Consider the following 17,276-nt stretch of genomic DNA (forward strand, 5'->3'; position numbering starts at 1 on the left):
AATCATGCGAGTCAATTTAAATAATTTTTTTGTCTATACATACCTGATTTTTATCATACAATCCTGTTCATCAGCGTATGTTCCTAATACGGTAAATACACCACTATTTAGTAAAAAGGGAGAGGTTCAGGCTGCAATTCATACAGGTACTTCTGGCATCGATCCGCAAGTTTCTTATGCAATTACTAATCATATGGGCATACAAATAAATGGGAGTTTTTTTAACAATGCATCTCAAGTTTCTGGAAAACTATATGATCATCAATATATTGAACTTGCACCTGGATACTATACTAAAATAAGTGAAATCTTCAGATTTGAAACATATTTAGGTTTTGGCTTAGGAAGATTACAACCAGAGAGAGAAAATGATCTATGGGATGTAAACTCTAATATAAACATGAGTCGTGTTTTTATACAACCCTCTGTTGGATTAACTAATAATATTGTAGATGCTAGTTTTACTACCAGATTTGCAACTGTCATCTTGGATCAAGATGCCATCAATAGAACAGGATTATTTATAGAACCTGTAATCACCAGTAAAGTAGGCTATAAATATGTTAAAGCTATTTTTCAGCTGGGTTTATCTATTCCTTTAAATAATGATGATATCTATTTTATTAATAGTCAACCTTTACTGGTATCAGTAGGATTACAAATAAACGTTCATAAACTATTTAATCTTTAGAACCCATTATACCATGAAAACTCAATTTTTAATTTTTACTTTTTTTTGCATTAGCATTTCGTATGCTCAAAACAATTGTAGTCAATTTTATCCTTCGAAAGAAGGGACGACGATCACTATGCATCATTTTAATCATAAAAACAAGCTAACCTCTAAAACGAGTTACGAGGTTCTGGATATAGATTCTTCGGGATCCGATTCTAAGATTACGATGAGTATGTATTTAAGTGATGCTAAAAAGCAGAAAAAGATTACTGAAGCTCAGTTTACAGTGACCTGTAATGGAGGTATTACGACTTTAGATCCAGAATCTATAATCTCTCCTAGCTTATTTAACCAATACAAGAATATGGAATATAGTATTGAAGGAAAAGGTATTGATATTCCTAACACGCTCTCTGTAGGGCAAGAATTACCAGATGGTCAAGTCGCTATGTCTATTGATGCTGGTGTGATGAGCATAGATATGACTGTAGAACTCAAAAAGCGAAAAGTAGCATCAAAAGAGATTATTACTACTTCTGCGGGATCATTTAATTGCTATCTTATCACATACATTAATGAAACTAATATGAGTATGGGTATGAAACAAACTTCTTATGTAAAACAATGGATTGCAAAAGATGTTGGTTTGGTACAACAAGAGACCACAAAATCGAATGGGAAATTATTAAGCAGATCCGTTTTAGCTAGACTACAATAAAAGGATTATTCTTCGAACAAGAAGGGCACTTTTAATTCTCTTAAAGACTGTAGTTTTTTAGAACCAAAATTGATAGTATCTGATTTGATAATTGGATTTCTTTTTCCTTGTCTTATATTAATACCCATCGTTTTTCCTTGTAACAACTTTGTCTCAACAATAACGTATAATTCTTTCCCTAGATTACCTGTATCAGCTTTTTTAAAGGTCATTTTCTTTTTTTTTAGCGGGAACAGTACTCGGCAATATAATTTCCTGCCCTATACTCATTCATTTGATCTTTTTTAAAACAATCTCAAAAAAGTCTTTTCTTAATCTCTAATCGCTTTTAAGGATCATCAGATTTCAATTTTTTATTTACTGAAATCTTTTGAATTTCTTCCTGAAGGTTTATGGCTTTATCTCTATTATGAAGGTCAACTTTCAATTCCTCAAAAACTGCATAAGATTTATTTATAAGTAAAGAGTCATTAAGGGTAATTATTCTAGTCTCAAAGTATTTGGCTTTGTTTGTTTGGGCATTACAAGAGACAAATAACGAAACCGATACTATAAAAATTAGGTACTTAATCCTTATCAATACTTGTAAATATTTATGATACAATTATTATAAATTTAATTTATAAAAGGGAGAATAGGAATTCCTTGCTTTTACTATATACTCTTCTTTTTCAAAGATTCGAATTACATCTATCATAAAATTTGAATTTTTTATAGCTTCACATTCTTTTAACGTGTCTATTTTTAATAAATCTAAAATTATAACATAATTATCTTGAATATAAAACAAGTGTTTATGATGTAATTTATGTTCATACCATTCTATTGAATCTCTTACTTTAAATTTAGTATTCATTTTTTCTTGATTGAGAAATGGAATACATTTTTCAAAATTCAATCTTATTGGATCATTATTTTTTGAAATACTAAATTTGTGTTTTTTAAATAAGATTAATGAATCTTTTGATTTTGATTCAATAGAAACAGCTCTATCAAAAAGAGTCTTCACAATTTCTAAACCAGAAGAGTCTTTCTTCTGGTTTGAAATAATATTTTCATCGTCTTTAATTACAGCCTGTATTATGGAATCATTATTATTTTCCGTTTTGGTCTTATTGCAATTACTAAATAAAATGAGTAAAAAGAAGAATTTTATAAATTTCATTTGTTTAAATTTTACCAAGCTAAATGAACATGACTTACATTAGGGTTATCGCAAGAAACTTGCGTTGGTCCTATCTCACATATTGCATTAACTCCATTAATTTGTTCTCCTGCATTATGCAAAAAGTTCCATCTTTGTGAAGTTCTTTGACCAACTAAACTTACATCCATAGCGTGTCCAATCGTATGATTACTATTTATTAAAACACTACCTACCGCATTATTCCGTTGAGGGTTTCTATAAGAACTATTTACTGTTAAACCATTATTATTAATCCCAGCTTGTTCGCAAAAATTACCATAATTTATTAATAGTTGATCCCAAATTTCTTGAAACCTGTTCTGGCCTCTAGCAGCAATATAACCAGAATCATAAGGGTAATTGGCAGCGTCTACATTGAAATCGCCATTATTGCTATAATTACCAGTGTTCCAATCTCCATCATCTGCAAAGATTTCACTTCTTGTGGGTTGCCAATTGGTTCCATAATCTATATACTCCTGTCTTAATACACTCTTACCATCCTGTTCTAGCTCAAAAGATCTTTTTAAACCTAAAATAGTACAGTTAACAGTATATTCTATAGGTGTATTAGGTTGTCTTGATCCATTCCCTGTCTGATTAGGTCTGTTTATTGGATTAGGAATAAATTCATAAACATCCTCTTCTCCATTATTTTGTTCCGTTACAGTACCATCATCTTCAGTTACTCCTTCAACCTCCCAAACAATATCACCACAAGTGTTACCATCATTTTGTAAGTCATAATGTTCCAATTGAAAAAAAAGAATTCTAATATTATCTGTAGACACAAAAGTTTCTGCTAAATTTTCCGTAGCTGTATTACTTATTCGATTACCTTCATCATCTACTCGTCTTAATTCAAAATCAAAATCTATTTTATTAAAAATCAAAGTAGTTCTAACATCTTCTATCTCTATATCTTTAATTAAAACGCCATCACTTTGCGTGTTTATTTCAATTTCATAACTTCCTGTTTCAGTAATAAATTCACGGATATCTTTTTCATTATTAGAAACATCCGTACCAAAACCTATATTATTGGATTTGTTTGTTAGACTGAAACTTTGCACATCATCATAGACATCTATTTCTAAAAATATCGGTATTTGCGCTACACTTGGAAACTCAATACTTAAAAACTTATCCGGAAAATTATCAAAAGTTGCTCTACCCATAATTTAATCTTCTTGTTTTATAGCTTTTAATTTTAACCTAGTCTGATCTCCAGTGATACTTACATTTCTAATCACATCATTTTCCAATCGCGTGCCTTGGTACTCATAATCTAAAGATTTATCATCTAAATCTATTGTGATACGTTCTCCTTCGGCATCTTGCGTTTCTATTACTAAATAAATTTCATCATCCACGTTAATCTCATCCTTCTCTAAAACTTCTCCTCCTTTATCTTCAAAATGATATCCTAAAAATTCCGGCTCCTTTTCCTCTCGCTCCGTAATCGGTGTAGCATTCTGAAAAGGATTGCTAGGATTCCAGTTTTTTTCGAAAATCTGACCACGTACTTTTTGTATTCCCGGCGAAAGCGTTAACTGCATTTTTAAGGGATCATTCCCCTCTGCATTAAACTTTTCTTCTAAATAGATACAATGACAATTGGCAAACTCAAAATCAAACAGCTTGCTAAAGCCATCTCTTTTATAAAAACGAACATATCCATTGTACATTGTGTGGGTTGAAAACATCCAATCATAGAATAATTCATCATTCTTACTAGATTCAATCAACAAAGTGATTTTACCATCTTGTGTACTCGTTTTAGGGCGACCATTACTATCAATCAGTTGTCTGTACAAAAATGTGCTATCCAGCACATTTCGTTCCTGGTCATTTATAAATAGTTTTGCCACAAAGGCCATACGCGTGATGATTTAGAATTTAGAAAGGGAAAATATCAAAAATTACGTTCACAAACGTTCCGTCTGCTAAAAATTCGACGTAGGGATATTTTCCCGCGATAAAGAAGCTGATTATCAATATCTCAGATACCATTTCCGGTATGATACTATGTCCGCGCATTCGTTTTATACATCATCTGTAGGGTGTGTCGCTATAAAGTGCGCTGATCGTATGCATACAAATCTGGAAGTCTATCCAACCACTCGGGATTCGTGTTTTTATCCCGCGGATACCCTGATGACTAATAAGGAGCCCATCTACACCATTTGAAATACTCAAAAAAGCAATCGATATACACAAAAATATACAGAGAAAGGTAAAAATCTTCCGCGCACTTCAATCGTATCTACAGGAATATATACTACCCCTCCGCGCGGAAGGACAACTTGTCTTAGCACCTATTCCCTATCCACGGGAGTGGATATTTACTAATGGGGTAGCTGTGTTATATCCCGCGCTGCATCAAAACAGCCCTGGATACAGAAAAAAAGTATTTTAGGATGCTATTTATCATACCGAGACCACCTCATCATCATCTAATAGTTCTTCTTGTCGTAGACGCAGTAGAATCTGGGCAACGGCGACTGTATCTTTTTCGCAATAAATCACAATACGATCGATATCATTTTCTTCGTAATACACTTGTCGCACCTGACTCCCATCGATATCATCTTTTGGGGAAGGGATCCCTAAAATATTAGTTAATAGTTTTAATGATGTATAGTGTTTATAATCGCCAAATTTCCATAAATCCAAAGTGTCCAAATGCGGAACTTCCCAAGGTTTTTTACCAAATAGATTTAGTTTAAAAGGCAAACTAATATTGTGAATAATCATTCTTCTGGCGATATACGGAAAATCAAACTCTTTACCATTATGTGCACAAAGCAAATGATGTGGATTATTAAAATGTATTTCTAGCAAGTTTTTAAAATCTATAAGTAATTGCTTCTCCTCTCCATAGAAAGACGTAGTTCTAAAAGACCTTGTTTCACCTTTAAAAGCAAAATATCCAACTGAGATACAGACGATCTTTCCAAATTCTGCCCAGATACCGGCTCGCTCATAGAATTCCTCTGGAGAGAATTCTTCTTTACGTTGAAATTTAGTTTTATCCGCCCATAGATATTTCATTTCGTCTGTTAGAGCTTCAAAGCTCTCTTGCTCCGGAACTGTTTCTATATCGAGAAACAAAATGTGTTCTAAGTTAATTTTATGAAGCATTTTCTAGCATTTTATAAGCCTCTTCAATATAAATAAAGAAATCTTCACTAAAAGATCCTTGTGGTCCTCCACGATGATGTCCTAAACGGACAATAATCACATTATCCTTAGGAATGCTAATTACATATTGTCCTAAAATCCCTCTCATTACAAAAATATCTTTATCAAGATGATCAGATAACCAAAATCCATAACCGTACATATCATCATTCTCAAAACGTTTTTGAGTAGCTAGTTTTGTAAACTCTTTTGGCAATATTTGTTTCCCTCCAAACTTTCCATCATTTTTAAACAATACTCCAAAACGAGCAAAATCTCTAGCATTACTAGCGATACAGCAATATGATTTCTCCATTCCACTATCTTCACTATCCACTTGCCACAATGCATCTTGTTCCATACCCATGGGTTTCCAGAAACTCTCACTTAGGTACTCTGACAAACTTTTACCTGTTGCTTTTTCGACAACCATGCCTAAGAGCTGTGTATTACCACTTAAATATCTAAATTCTTTTCCTGGTTCATCTACAATTTCTAATCCATTCATCACTTCTCTTAATTCAGGATCATAGTATGCTCTTGCCGTTATGGAAAATGGACTTGTATAATGTTCTGTCCAATTTAATCCAGATGACATTGATGATAAATCTCCTACAGTTACTTTAGCGGCTAATCCTTCTGAGAATTTAGGGAGAAAATCTCCTATTGGTTGATCCAAACTTTTGATATGTCCATCCATAATGGCTTTTCCTAATAAGGCGGTTGTGATACTTTTCGCCATAGAAAAAGAGTTGGTTTTAGACTCAGTACCATAACCTTCAGCATACTTTTCATACCAAATGCTATCATTTTTGATAATCATAAATGCTACTGTTCCCATAGCTTCATTGACAGTATTCAATCTTTCTGTGGGAGTTGCTTTATTATATTTCTCATGTAATTGCCAAGGAATAGTATTGTTACCTTTTTCTATAATATGATTGTCAAAATATGTGTAATCATCTATATATGCAGTTTTATGCCCTGTCATATATACGACACGTACTCCTTTTAAGATATAATCATAATCAAAAATGTACAATAAAACCACACAGAGTAGAATAATACCAACTAGGCCTTTTAGAAGTTTTTTGAGAATTTTCATTTGTATTTAGAAATTTTAACGCTCTAAGGTATGAAAATAAAAGGTATGAAACCTCCGGAAAAGCTTTCGATCCGATAAAAGAAATCGACCCAAGGATAGAGGTATTCAATTACAATCCCGCTGCAAAAGCGGGATTAGTTCAACTTACAATTTTGAGTACGTCTTACAGACTTCACAAAATTGAGTTTACTAATAAATTTTCGGGATTTTATTTCTAAAACAAAGATTGCTGCTTTACTGGGCTTTCATGTTCCAATAACCATTTCTTCCTCCATAAGCCTCCTGCATATCCAGTAAGAGACCCATCACTACCAATAACGCGATGACAAGGAACAACTACCCACAATGGATTTTTACCATTAGCGGATGCAGCAGCTCGTATACATTTTGGATCACCTAGTCGCTTAGCAATATCTAGGTAACTTACCGTTTTACCAAAAGGAATTTTAGAAAGTTCTTGCCACACCTTTTTCTGAAAATCGGTGCCAGATGGATTCATTTTAATACTAAAATCGCTCCTATTTCCCTGAAAATAGTCCTGTAATTGAATTACAGCTTCCTTAAGTGTTTTCGGAATCTCTTTAGATAAATCTTTTCCTACGTCTTCTGTAATAGAAATTTTTGTAATTCCGTCTTCATCTCCTGATACAGAAGCAATACCTAAAGGAGTTTTTATGAAAACAGTTTCGATCATTCTTCTTTTTTATCATCCAGCAGTCCTATACGGCGAGCTCGGTCTTCCCAATTTTTTCGTGCTAACTCCTGCATATTAGAATCTTGATCACTTTCATCCATAATTTCTAATCCAAGTAGTGTTTCGATTACATCTTCCATGCTGACTACACCGCTTACAGAACCATATTCATCTACTACCAAAGCTATATGGTTTTTAGTTTGAACTAACTCATTAAATAAATCCGGAATTGGTAAGTTTCTGGTTGTAAATATGATAGGCCTTTTTATTTCGGCAAGAAGTTTATGACCATTTTGGTTTGCCATTTCCTTAAAAACTTCATCTTTTAATACTTGCCCTGTTATATTATCAGAATTTTCCTTGTACACAGGAATTCGGGAAAAACGTAGGTTTTGGTTTTCATTAAAAAACTCTTCTACGGTTGTATCTTCAGAAGCAGTTTTAATCACCGTTCTTGGGGTCATGATATCTTTTGCAAAAATCGCTTTAAAATTTAATAGATTCCTGATTACTGTAGATTCTGATTCTTCAAAAACACCTTCTTCTTCCGCTATATCTGCCATCGCAGTAAAATCTTCTCTACTTAATACAGATCCATGATGTCCTTTACCACCGATTAATTTAGTAGTTAATTGTAATATCCAGAGAATACCTGTCCATTTTAGTGGCCAGATCAAAACATGTAATGCTTTAGAGGTAAAATTAGCGAGCTGTTTCCAATAGGTTGCTCCGATAGTTTTAGGTATAATTTCTGAAGCTACTAATATCAAAATAGTCATAATAGAAGATACCACCCCTACCATTAGATCTTCGGTCATTTCAACTCCAAGTATTGTACGAGTAGTCGATCCATACATTTCGGCATATGCTACTTTTGCCTGTACACCTACCAATATAGCTCCTACGGTATGTGCAATCGTATTAAGTGTTAAAATAGCGATGAGTGGCCTATCCACATCTTTCTTTAGCTTTTCTAAAGAAGTTGCATATGCTTTTCTCTCTTTTTTCTTAACGTTAAGGAATGTAGGAGTAATACTCAGTAAAACCGCTTCCAGAATTGAACATAAAAACGAAAAGAAAATGGATACAACTCCGTATACAATAAGTAATGCCATGGTATAAAATTAGTTCTGCTAAAGTAATAAATAATTTCAGTAGGAATACGATTAGTAGACGCTAAGAATCAAAAATGAATATATTCTAAAGAAGAATTAATTTAGATATGAACTTTTTATCGAAATAGCACTTTAAAAATGTATTATGTAGCGTTTAATCCCACAAAAACTTAAGAAAAACTCATTATGTTTTGTGGGATTAAATAATATTTAGGCTTCTATATTTATTTTGTTTTCAGTATTTTAAAAATTTGATTGTCAATATTTAGTAAATATATATTTGGTTTTAGGTTAGATAGGTCAATTTGTTCTTTTTTAGTAGTAATATTTCCACTAGCCAAATGTTCTCCTAAGAGAGAAAATATTTCATAACTCTTAGAAATAGCAAAATCACTTTCTACAGTAACATAAGAATTTGTAGGATTTGGGTATATACTTGTGGTTAATCGTGTATTGACGTCTATTTCATCAACTGATAATGTTTGGCAAGAAACGTTTGTTTCAAATGTTGATGCAGTTGCTGGATTATCTAGTAATTGATCATTGATTAAAGAACAATAACAACTATTATTATCAAGCTTGGATTTTAGCCACGAAATAGCTAGTTTCCCTACATTTCCTTGTGCTCCCGTTGGGGAATTAGCTGCGGAATGATTTCCGTTCTTAATTTCATATAAAAGTTTATCAGTTTCATTTGGAGTTTGTTCATAATGGACATTAGCGTGCTGAGATGGTCCTGCAGTACCATCATTCTGTCCACTAAAAATTAGTACTGGAGCCGAATGATCAAGAGATGGTCTATTAAATGTTGGTAGCCAAGGACACAAAGCTACTACTGCTTTTATCTTAGAGTTCATAACTGCCGCTCGCTGTGCTCCACCTCCACCCATGGAGTGACCACTCACTGCAAATTTCTCTGTATCAATTTGTCCATTAAGAGGAGAAGAACTTCGTGTATTCTCTTCCTCTAAAGTATTAAGAGCACTTATGAGGGCATTTGCTCTAGAATCTGGAAATGCGTTTCTATCATTTGTCCCTATAACTATAGATATAATTCCATGAGATGCATAATACGGACCCCAAGGTCTTACTGATGCCGGACCAGCTGTAAATCCAGGTACAATAGCTATACTAGGATATGGTGGAGTTCCATTTGTAGGATAATATATTGTTACTTCTCTGTAATCCGGGCTATTTGGCAAACCATCGGATTCTGTATAGGTATCCACATTATAAGGTCCAGGATTTGTTATAGATTCTAATGTAACATCATTACATTGAGCATAGTTTAGGTTAGAAAGTGTTAGCATTACTACTACACTTAGCAGCAATTGTACATTTTTAATCATGAGTTTGTGTTATTTGGTTACTAATTTTTTGAATATTGGATTTAAGAATAAGCCTAGTTGAGAATTAATACATGCTTTAACTATCAATAATTAATAATAGTATACAAGCACAATAAAATATAATGGTAAATAACGATGATAACTCATCGTACATTAAAGATATAATATAACTAGTGGTTTGGACTGATATGCAATACAATAACAGTATTATTTACCACCCTACATACTTAGGTGGTTTAATCTCGTTAAGATTTAGATATACAATTAACTGTCCTCTATGGTGTGTTACATGATCCTGAAGCAGATTCAGAATCTGAAGTTTGGATTTTGGACCGGCAAAAAAGTCTACTTCGGTTTTTAGTGAATCATCTTTTGTTTTCTGAACTCGTTCATAGACAAGATCGAATGATTTTTCGAGTAACTTAATAACCTCGGTTTTAGAATCAGGAGCATTTTCTGAAAGTTTTTTACGATCAAATACTTCTTCAGAAAAGTGAGTCGTACTAAGCCATAGCATGTTTCCACAGATATGAAGTAATTGATTTTTAAAATCCATTTCACGTTTTGTAGGAGCATATGAGTATTTATTTTCAGGCATGGATTTCGCTATTTCCAGCAAATACTCTTTAGAGTTCTTCCACTTTTCCAGAAAAGCAGATTTAGGGGTTATTTGTTGAGACATTATAGGATACGATATAAAAAAAAGAAGAAATAATAGTTGTTTCATTATTTAGTAATCACTTCATTCATATATAATGCTATTGCCTTCAATTCTTCATCGGTAAATTTTTCTAAACGAGCAAAATTGGTTTTCATAACCGCATAATTTTCAGGGTCCACAATTGGATCTTTTTTCTGTCTCAGAAAGCCTACGATATCACCATTTTTCTCTTTATATATTTTCATAATCTCCGCAACACTTGGGCCTACAGATTTCTTATCCATTCGATGACAAGAATAACAGTTTCCCTTACCTTTAAATAGTTCCTTCCCTAAATCAAATTCAGGAGACGATTTTTTCTTCGAGCCAATCACAATTTTTTCTTTTTCTGGTTTCTTTTCTGATTGGCAACTAGTGGCTATAAACGTGATGCTTAAGAGTAGTAAAAAAATATTTCTCATTGTGTGTGATCTTATCAATTAAATAAATTATCAATGTCTTTTTTGAATCTTTCTAGAAGGTCTTTAGAAAAACTACTAATTACTTTTTCTTCTTTAGAACCCATACCATCCGTTGCTTCAGCTATTTTGGTCAACGCATAAATCATAAAATCATATTCTTCATCCGGACCATTATCAGAAAAAACTTCTATGACCTTTTTATATAAAGTCTCAATATCATTTTGGTTCTCATTTTCATAGTCAAAAGACCATTTAATTTCTTGTCCTTTTGGATGCGCCTTTAGGATTTCTTCTAAAGTTTTTACCTCTTCTTTCTGGATGACTCCATCACTCATGGCGATTACGTACAATAATTCTCCAAAAGTCTGATACAATCGATCTCTACTTACCATAAAAGTTAATTTAAATTATCCCAAAAGTCTAACTACATCTTTAGCAAAATAGCTAGCAATAATATGTGCTCCTGCTCTTTTAAACGCTATTAGTTGTTCCATCATAATTGCATCGTGATCTAACCAACCTTTTTCTGCTGCTGCCTTAAGCATTGCATACTCACCACTTACCTGATATACAGCTACAGGAACGTCAACAGCGTCTCTTATATCACGCAAAATATCCAGATAAGCTAATCCTGGTTTTACCATAACAATATCAGCTCCTTCATCTATATCCATCAGTGTTTCTTTAACTGCCTCATCTCGATTAGCAAAATCCATCTGATAGGTTTTTTTATCTCCAAAACCAGGTGCAGAATCTAGTGCATCTCTAAAAGGCCCATAAAAACCTGATGCATACTTAGCACTATAACTCATAATCCCTGTATTCTTATAATTTTCTGCTTCTAGAAGCTCTCTAATTGACAAAATTCTACCATCCATCATATCACTTGGCGCTACAAAATCTGCTCCCGCTCGAGCATGCGATAGCGACATCTTTGCTAATACCTCACAAGTAGGATCATTGATGATATATCCATCTTCTACAATACCATCATGTCCATAAGAAGAATAGGGATCCAATGCCACATCTGTCATTACTAACATTTCTGGAGCTATATCCTTTACGGTTTTGATAGCGAGCTGCATCAATCCTTCAGGATTTAAAGCTTCGGTTCCTTTGTTGTCTTTTAGATTGTCCGGTACTTTAACGAACAATAACACTGCTTTTAATCCCATTGCCCATAACTCTTTTACTTCATCTTTAAGTAAGTCTAAGCTATATCTGTAATATCCAGGCATCGAAGCTATTTCTTCCTTTACATTCTTACCTTCTACTACAAAGAGCGGCACTAAAAAGTCATTAGGAGTGATTGTATGTTCTCTTACCAAAGATCGAATCGATTCTGTGGTTCGTAATCTTCTATTTCTGCGTAGTTGATGCATTAATTTGCTAGTAATTTATAAGAAACGTAAATATACCAACTTATAACGTAATTACGGGTGGATCATTTTCACAAAATTAAACCAATTATGTAACAAAATCTTGGTATTACGTACTAACTATTCAATAGATAAAAATTGCTAAACCCTATTTCCTATGCTGACAATAAAAAATCTCAATAAAACATATCCTAACGGAACACAGGCGTTAAACCATGTCAATCTTATTTTAGAAAAAGGAATGTTTGGTTTGTTAGGCCCTAACGGCGCTGGCAAATCTACCTTAATGAGAACTATTGCCACGCTACAATTAGCAGACACAGGATCTATTGATTTTGATGGTATTGATGTCTTTAAACAACCTGAAGAACTTAGAAAAGTACTAGGGTATTTACCTCAGGATTTTGGTGTATACCCAAAGGTTTCTGCAGAAATGATGCTCAATCATATCGCTAAAGTAAAAGGAATTACTAATACTGCTGAGCGAAAAGGATATGTTGCCGATTTATTAAACAAGGTGAATTTATACAAGTTTAGAAGTCGCAATCTGGGAGATTTTTCTGGAGGAATGAGACAACGTTTTGGAATTGCGCAGGCACTATTAGGAAATCCAAAACTAATTATCGTAGATGAACCTACTGCTGGTTTGGATCCTTTAGAACGTAATCGCTTTCATAACCTACTAAGTGAATTAGGCGAAAATGCTGTAGTAATTTTATCTACTCATATCGTAGATGATGTAACAAATCTATGCGAACATATGGCAGTTTTTAATGAAGGTAGAATCCTTGCACAAGGAAATCCACAAGAATTATCTAGTACTTTGGATAACAAAATATTCAAAAAACATATTGAAAAGTCAGAACTGGAACATTATCAGAATGAGTACACTGTACTCTCTAATTACCTAAGAGGCGGTCAATTTTTTGTCAACATATATAGTGAAAGTGCTCCTGGAGATGGATTTGAGCAAATGAATAATGGTTTAGAAGAATTCTATTTCTATAGTATTAACCAGAAGCAAGAGCAGGAGGCATAATTATGAAGGAAATATTTTTATTCGAACTACAATATCGTCTTCGTAGACCAGCCACCTGGATATATGCCGGATTAGGACTTTTAATGGCTGGATTGCTTGCTTATTTTCAGCAATCATCTACTGCAGAATTTGTAAATAGCCCTAATAATATTGCCGGTGTTATTGCACCAGTATCCATATTCGCAATTTTCTTTTATGCTGCTATTATGGGTGTACCAATCTTTAGGGATCAGAACCATAAAACAGCACAGACCTATTTTACATTTCCGATTACACAAAAATCCTATGTTATAGGAAGGTTCTTAGGCAGTTTTACTATTGTTTCTATGTTAAATCTTTTTGTGGTAATCGGTGCCATAGCTGGTTTTACTTTGGGAATGTCCCAAGCACGACCAGATTATGGAGAGTATGATGTTTTTAACCTATCCTCTTATTTGCTACCATTTATATTTTTATTACAAGTGAATGCCTTTTTGATAGGTGCATTGTTCTTTTCGCTAATGGCGTTTTTTAGAAAAATGTCCATCATTTACCTGGGTGGAATCTGTCTTTTATTAATGTATGCCTTATCCGGTAATTTACTAGGAGATCTGGATAATCAGTGGTTGAGTATCTACTTTGATCCCTTCGGACAACGAGCATATGCTTTTGTTAAAAAATATTGGTCCATAAGTGAATTAAACACTAATCAATTACCTATATATGGTAAGTTTTTATTAAACAGGATGCTTTGGTTAGGATTAGGAGTACTGTTTTTCTTAATTACTATTTTTAAATTCGATTATAAAAAGTTTCTTGTATCAGGCGGTAAAACCAAAAAGGTAAATAATGATGAGTACGTTCCTTCATTAGTAACCTCTGTTACGCAATTGTTTAACAAAAAAACTGCAAGACAAAACTTATGGTCTTTAAGTAAGATTGAGTTTTTATCAATCATTAAGGATACCATTTTTATTATTCTTTTGATTATTGGATTCATTGTAGCAGTTATCGGTCTTTTCCTTGATAATGAAACCTATGGAACTCCTAACTTACCTCTTACGAGGTTTGTAGTAGAGCTGGTTTTTGAAGGACTTTCTCTATTCTCAATTATTATTTTGGTAATCTACTCTGGAGAAGCTGTACATAGAACACGAAAGAATAAAACCTTCGTGTTTTACGATGCCTTACCCATCAGTAATGGTAACCTATATTTTTCTAAGGTTATATCTCTAATCGGTATAGCATTGGTTTTAACTTTAGTTCAAATAGTAATTGGCGCATTGTTTCAAACATTAAACGGATATTTTGGGTACAACTTAGGGATGTATTTTATTTATAATTTTGGTATTATTTTCCCATCTTATTTAACCACAGTATTACTAGCATTCTTTATTCACGTACTCGTTAATAATAAGTTCTTAGGCTATTTTATTGTCATTCTTGTTTATATTGGGTTACCGCTGCTCATTGGTTTTGCTTTTAAAAGCAGTAATCCGATGATAAATTATGGGGCAACTACTCCTTCTTTCTTAAGTGACCTCAATGGTTTTGGGCATTATCTTGCTGGTATTAACTGGTTAAATCTATATTGGATTTTATTGACCGGAATTTTGATGCTCATTGGTAAATTATTCTGGACAAGAGGATTCTTTTCTACTGCTAAAGAGCGATTAACTTTTGCGAAAAGAAGATTTACTGGTAAAACAATAGCAGGGTTAGCAATTGCAATTCTTGCTTTTGTATCCGTAGCAGGTTATAGTTATTATAATCTCAAAGTATTAAATACTATAGAAGATGGTGATTATTACAACGAAATTGCTGCTGAAGCTGAAAAGAAATATTCTAGGTTGATCGATCAGCCACATCCACAAGTGACAGATCTTAAAGCCTATATCGATGTGTTTCCTGAAGAAAGAGATGTGAAGGCAAAAGGAGAATTTAAACTGATTAATAATTATGACACTCCTATTGACACCTTACTGCTAGAAATACAATATGGTAATGAACATACTTTGTTGAAAAACGTTACTTATAACAGTAAAGAGATCGTACCGGTAACCGTTGATTCAGTCAACCGCATGTACTTTTACAAATTACCGAAGGCAATGCAACCAAATGAAAAAGCAGAACTAACGATTACTGTTACCGCAGAAACAAAAGGGTTCGCCAATAGCAGACAGACCCAGGTACTGAATAACGGATCCTTCTTTAATAGTTCAATTTTTCCGAGGTTTCATTATGATAGAAGTCTTAGTGATAATGGAATTCGTAGAAAATACGACTTAGACAAATTGGATTATCTATTTCCTCCAAGAACGGATTCTACTGCGTTAAAGAAAAATCTATTTAATGAGGATGCTAATTACATTAATTTTGAAGCTGTGGTTAGTACCTCAACCGATCAAATTGCTATTGCACCAGGTAAATTAGTAAAAGATTGGAAAGAAGATGACAGAGCTTATTATCATTATAAGTTAGAATCGCAAACTGATCTGTTCTTTAATGTAGTTTCTGCCAGATATGATGTAGAAACATCCAGTTGGACAGCACCAAGTGGTGAAAAAGTGGATATTGAGATCTATCATTCTCCCAAACATAAGCGAAACCTGCAATATTTTATTGAAGGCACAAAAGTAGCACTGGATTATTGTTCAAAGAATTTCTATGAGTATCCGAATTCTGTTATCAGAATTGTAGAGTTTCCTGCACATTCTACCTTTGCACAATCTTTTGCAACCACCATCCCTTATTCCGAGGATTTTGGTTTTGCAGCAGATTTTGATGAAGCTGAAGATTTTAATTATGCTTTTCGGGTAACCGCTCATGAAGTTGCTCATCAATGGTGGGGACATATTGTTACACCCAGTAAAACATCTGGGGCTAACATCATTTCGGAGACCTTGGCAGAGTATTCATCATTAATGACTATGAAAAAAGAGTATGGAGAAAATGGTATTAAGAATTTCCTTAAATATTCATTGGATGCCTATTTAAGAAGCCGTGCGTTTAGTTTTAAGCCAGAGCGCTCCTTAATTAATGTAGAAACTGGTGGTTATGTTTGGTATCGTAAAGGATCTATGGTGATGTATGAATTACAGGATATTATTGGTGAAGAAAAAATCAATACAGCCTTAAAAGGATTCCTGGATGAATATAAACACTTTGAGAAAGGGGTATATCCTACTTCAGAAAATTTATATGATGCTATTTATAAGGTAGCACCGGATTCTCTTAAGTACTCAGTGGAAGATGGTTTTAAGAAGATTGTGCTCTACGAAAACAGAATCAAAGAAGCCAAAACCAAAAAACTGGATAATGGCACCTATGAAACCACCTTTACTGTAGACTCTAAAAAAATCTATTATGACGATAAAGGAAAAGAAGAACGTACGGACGATAAAACAAATTATATAGAAGTAGGTTTGTTTGGCGAAGATATCATAGATGATCAAGAAGTACCTCTTAAAAACCCATATTATCTGGAACGAAAATGGTTACTACCTGGCGAAAACACATTTACCATTATAACAGACAAAAAACCAGAAAAAGCAGGGATTGATCCCTATAATAAGTTAATAGATAGAAACTCTAATGATAATCTACGAGGAGTAGAAGAGTAAAGGTCAGAGACTCTATTTAATTACAAAAAAGCAAGATGAATAAGTAATCCTCTGTAAAAATTTAGTTAGTTAGTTAAATGCTGAAAACCACTATAGACACAATTGTTT

At 33.4% G+C, this 17,276-nt stretch carries 18 protein-coding genes; 4 read left to right on the forward strand and 14 right to left on the reverse strand.

The genetic code is table 11. The annotated features are described in order from the left end of the window. The first annotated feature begins 4 nt into the window (after positions 1–4). Both Q0829_RS10710 and Q0829_RS10715 read left to right on the forward strand, forming a co-directional pair. A complete protein-coding gene (locus tag Q0829_RS10710) occupies positions 5–691 on the forward strand; it encodes a hypothetical protein (protein ID WP_298542340.1) in 687 nt (228 codons plus the stop codon). Positions 692–704: 13 nt separating this feature from the next. Next, a complete protein-coding gene (locus Q0829_RS10715; RefSeq protein WP_298542342.1) occupies positions 705–1,394 on the forward strand; it encodes a hypothetical protein in 690 nt (229 codons plus the stop codon). Positions 1,395–1,399: 5 nt separating this feature from the next. Here the strand turns inward: Q0829_RS10715 and Q0829_RS10720 are convergent, their stop codons facing one another. The 14 genes from Q0829_RS10720 to hemB form a co-directional block, all read right to left on the reverse strand. Continuing rightward, positions 1,400–1,606: a hypothetical protein gene (locus Q0829_RS10720; RefSeq protein ID WP_298542344.1), complete on the reverse strand. Its 207-nt coding sequence runs from the start codon at positions 1,604–1,606 to the stop codon at positions 1,400–1,402. Between the two features lie 116 nt (positions 1,607–1,722). Continuing rightward, positions 1,723–1,974, reverse strand: a complete 252-nt coding sequence (locus tag Q0829_RS10725) for a hypothetical protein (RefSeq protein ID WP_298542346.1) — start codon at positions 1,972–1,974, stop codon at positions 1,723–1,725. Between the two features lie 27 nt (positions 1,975–2,001). Continuing rightward, positions 2,002–2,559 carry a hypothetical protein gene (locus Q0829_RS10730; RefSeq protein ID WP_298542348.1) on the reverse strand — a complete coding sequence of 186 codons (558 nt, stop codon included), beginning with the start codon at positions 2,557–2,559 and terminating at the stop codon, positions 2,002–2,004. Positions 2,560–2,570: 11 nt separating this feature from the next. Further along, positions 2,571–3,758 (reverse strand): hypothetical protein, encoded by a 1,188-nt coding sequence (locus Q0829_RS10735; RefSeq protein ID WP_298542349.1) that lies wholly within the window; start codon positions 3,756–3,758, stop codon positions 2,571–2,573. A 3-nt stretch (positions 3,759–3,761) separates the two neighbouring features. Beyond that, positions 3,762–4,460, reverse strand: coding sequence for a type VI secretion system tube protein TssD (gene tssD / locus Q0829_RS10740; RefSeq protein WP_298542351.1), 699 nt, complete (start codon positions 4,458–4,460; stop codon positions 3,762–3,764). A 550-nt stretch (positions 4,461–5,010) separates the two neighbouring features. Continuing rightward, the gene (locus Q0829_RS10745; protein ID WP_298542354.1) at positions 5,011–5,724 is read right to left on the reverse strand and encodes a 3'-5' exonuclease; all 714 of its coding nucleotides are present in this window, start codon (positions 5,722–5,724) and stop codon (positions 5,011–5,013) included. Beyond that, a complete protein-coding gene (locus Q0829_RS10750) occupies positions 5,714–6,868 on the reverse strand; it encodes a serine hydrolase (RefSeq protein WP_298542357.1) in 1,155 nt (384 codons plus the stop codon). The genes Q0829_RS10745 and Q0829_RS10750 overlap by 11 nt, the downstream gene beginning before the upstream one ends. 214 nt (positions 6,869–7,082) lie before the next feature. Next, on the reverse strand, positions 7,083–7,562 hold the full coding sequence (locus tag Q0829_RS10755; protein WP_298542360.1) for a methylated-DNA--[protein]-cysteine S-methyltransferase: 480 nt from the start codon (positions 7,560–7,562) through the stop codon (positions 7,083–7,085). Then, on the reverse strand, positions 7,559–8,677 hold the full coding sequence (locus tag Q0829_RS10760) for a CNNM domain-containing protein (protein ID WP_298542362.1): 1,119 nt from the start codon (positions 8,675–8,677) through the stop codon (positions 7,559–7,561). Before Q0829_RS10760 ends, Q0829_RS10755 begins: the two co-directional genes overlap by 4 nt. A 224-nt stretch (positions 8,678–8,901) precedes the next feature. Next, on the reverse strand, positions 8,902–10,026 hold the full coding sequence (locus tag Q0829_RS10765; RefSeq protein WP_298542365.1) for a T9SS type A sorting domain-containing protein: 1,125 nt from the start codon (positions 10,024–10,026) through the stop codon (positions 8,902–8,904). 211 nt (positions 10,027–10,237) lie between these two features. Beyond that, on the reverse strand, positions 10,238–10,753 hold the full coding sequence (locus Q0829_RS10770) for a DinB family protein (RefSeq protein ID WP_298542368.1): 516 nt from the start codon (positions 10,751–10,753) through the stop codon (positions 10,238–10,240). Then, positions 10,753–11,148 (reverse strand): c-type cytochrome, encoded by a 396-nt coding sequence (locus Q0829_RS10775; protein WP_298542371.1) that lies wholly within the window; start codon positions 11,146–11,148, stop codon positions 10,753–10,755. Before Q0829_RS10775 ends, Q0829_RS10770 begins: the two co-directional genes overlap by 1 nt. Before the next feature lie 14 nt (positions 11,149–11,162). After that, a complete protein-coding gene (locus Q0829_RS10780) occupies positions 11,163–11,540 on the reverse strand; it encodes a TerB family tellurite resistance protein (protein ID WP_298542374.1) in 378 nt (125 codons plus the stop codon). Positions 11,541–11,555: 15 nt separating this feature from the next. Then, positions 11,556–12,530, reverse strand: coding sequence for a porphobilinogen synthase (hemB, locus tag Q0829_RS10785; protein WP_298542376.1), 975 nt, complete (start codon positions 12,528–12,530; stop codon positions 11,556–11,558). 154 nt (positions 12,531–12,684) lie between these two features. On the opposite strand from hemB, the gene Q0829_RS10790 reads away from it, so the two are divergent. Together Q0829_RS10790 and Q0829_RS10795 are read left to right on the forward strand one after the other, a co-directional pair. After that, complete coding sequence (locus tag Q0829_RS10790) at positions 12,685–13,566, forward strand: ABC transporter ATP-binding protein (protein ID WP_298542378.1); 882 nt, start codon at positions 12,685–12,687, stop codon at positions 13,564–13,566. A 2-nt stretch (positions 13,567–13,568) separates the two neighbouring features. After that, entirely contained in the window at positions 13,569–17,168 is a 3,600-nt protein-coding gene (locus Q0829_RS10795) for a M1 family aminopeptidase (RefSeq protein WP_298542380.1), read from the forward strand. The last annotated feature ends 108 nt before the right edge of the window (positions 17,169–17,276 follow it).

Origin of the sequence: uncultured Aquimarina sp. (assembly GCF_947492405.1) — a bacterium.
GTDB lineage: Bacteria > Bacteroidota > Bacteroidia > Flavobacteriales > Flavobacteriaceae > Aquimarina.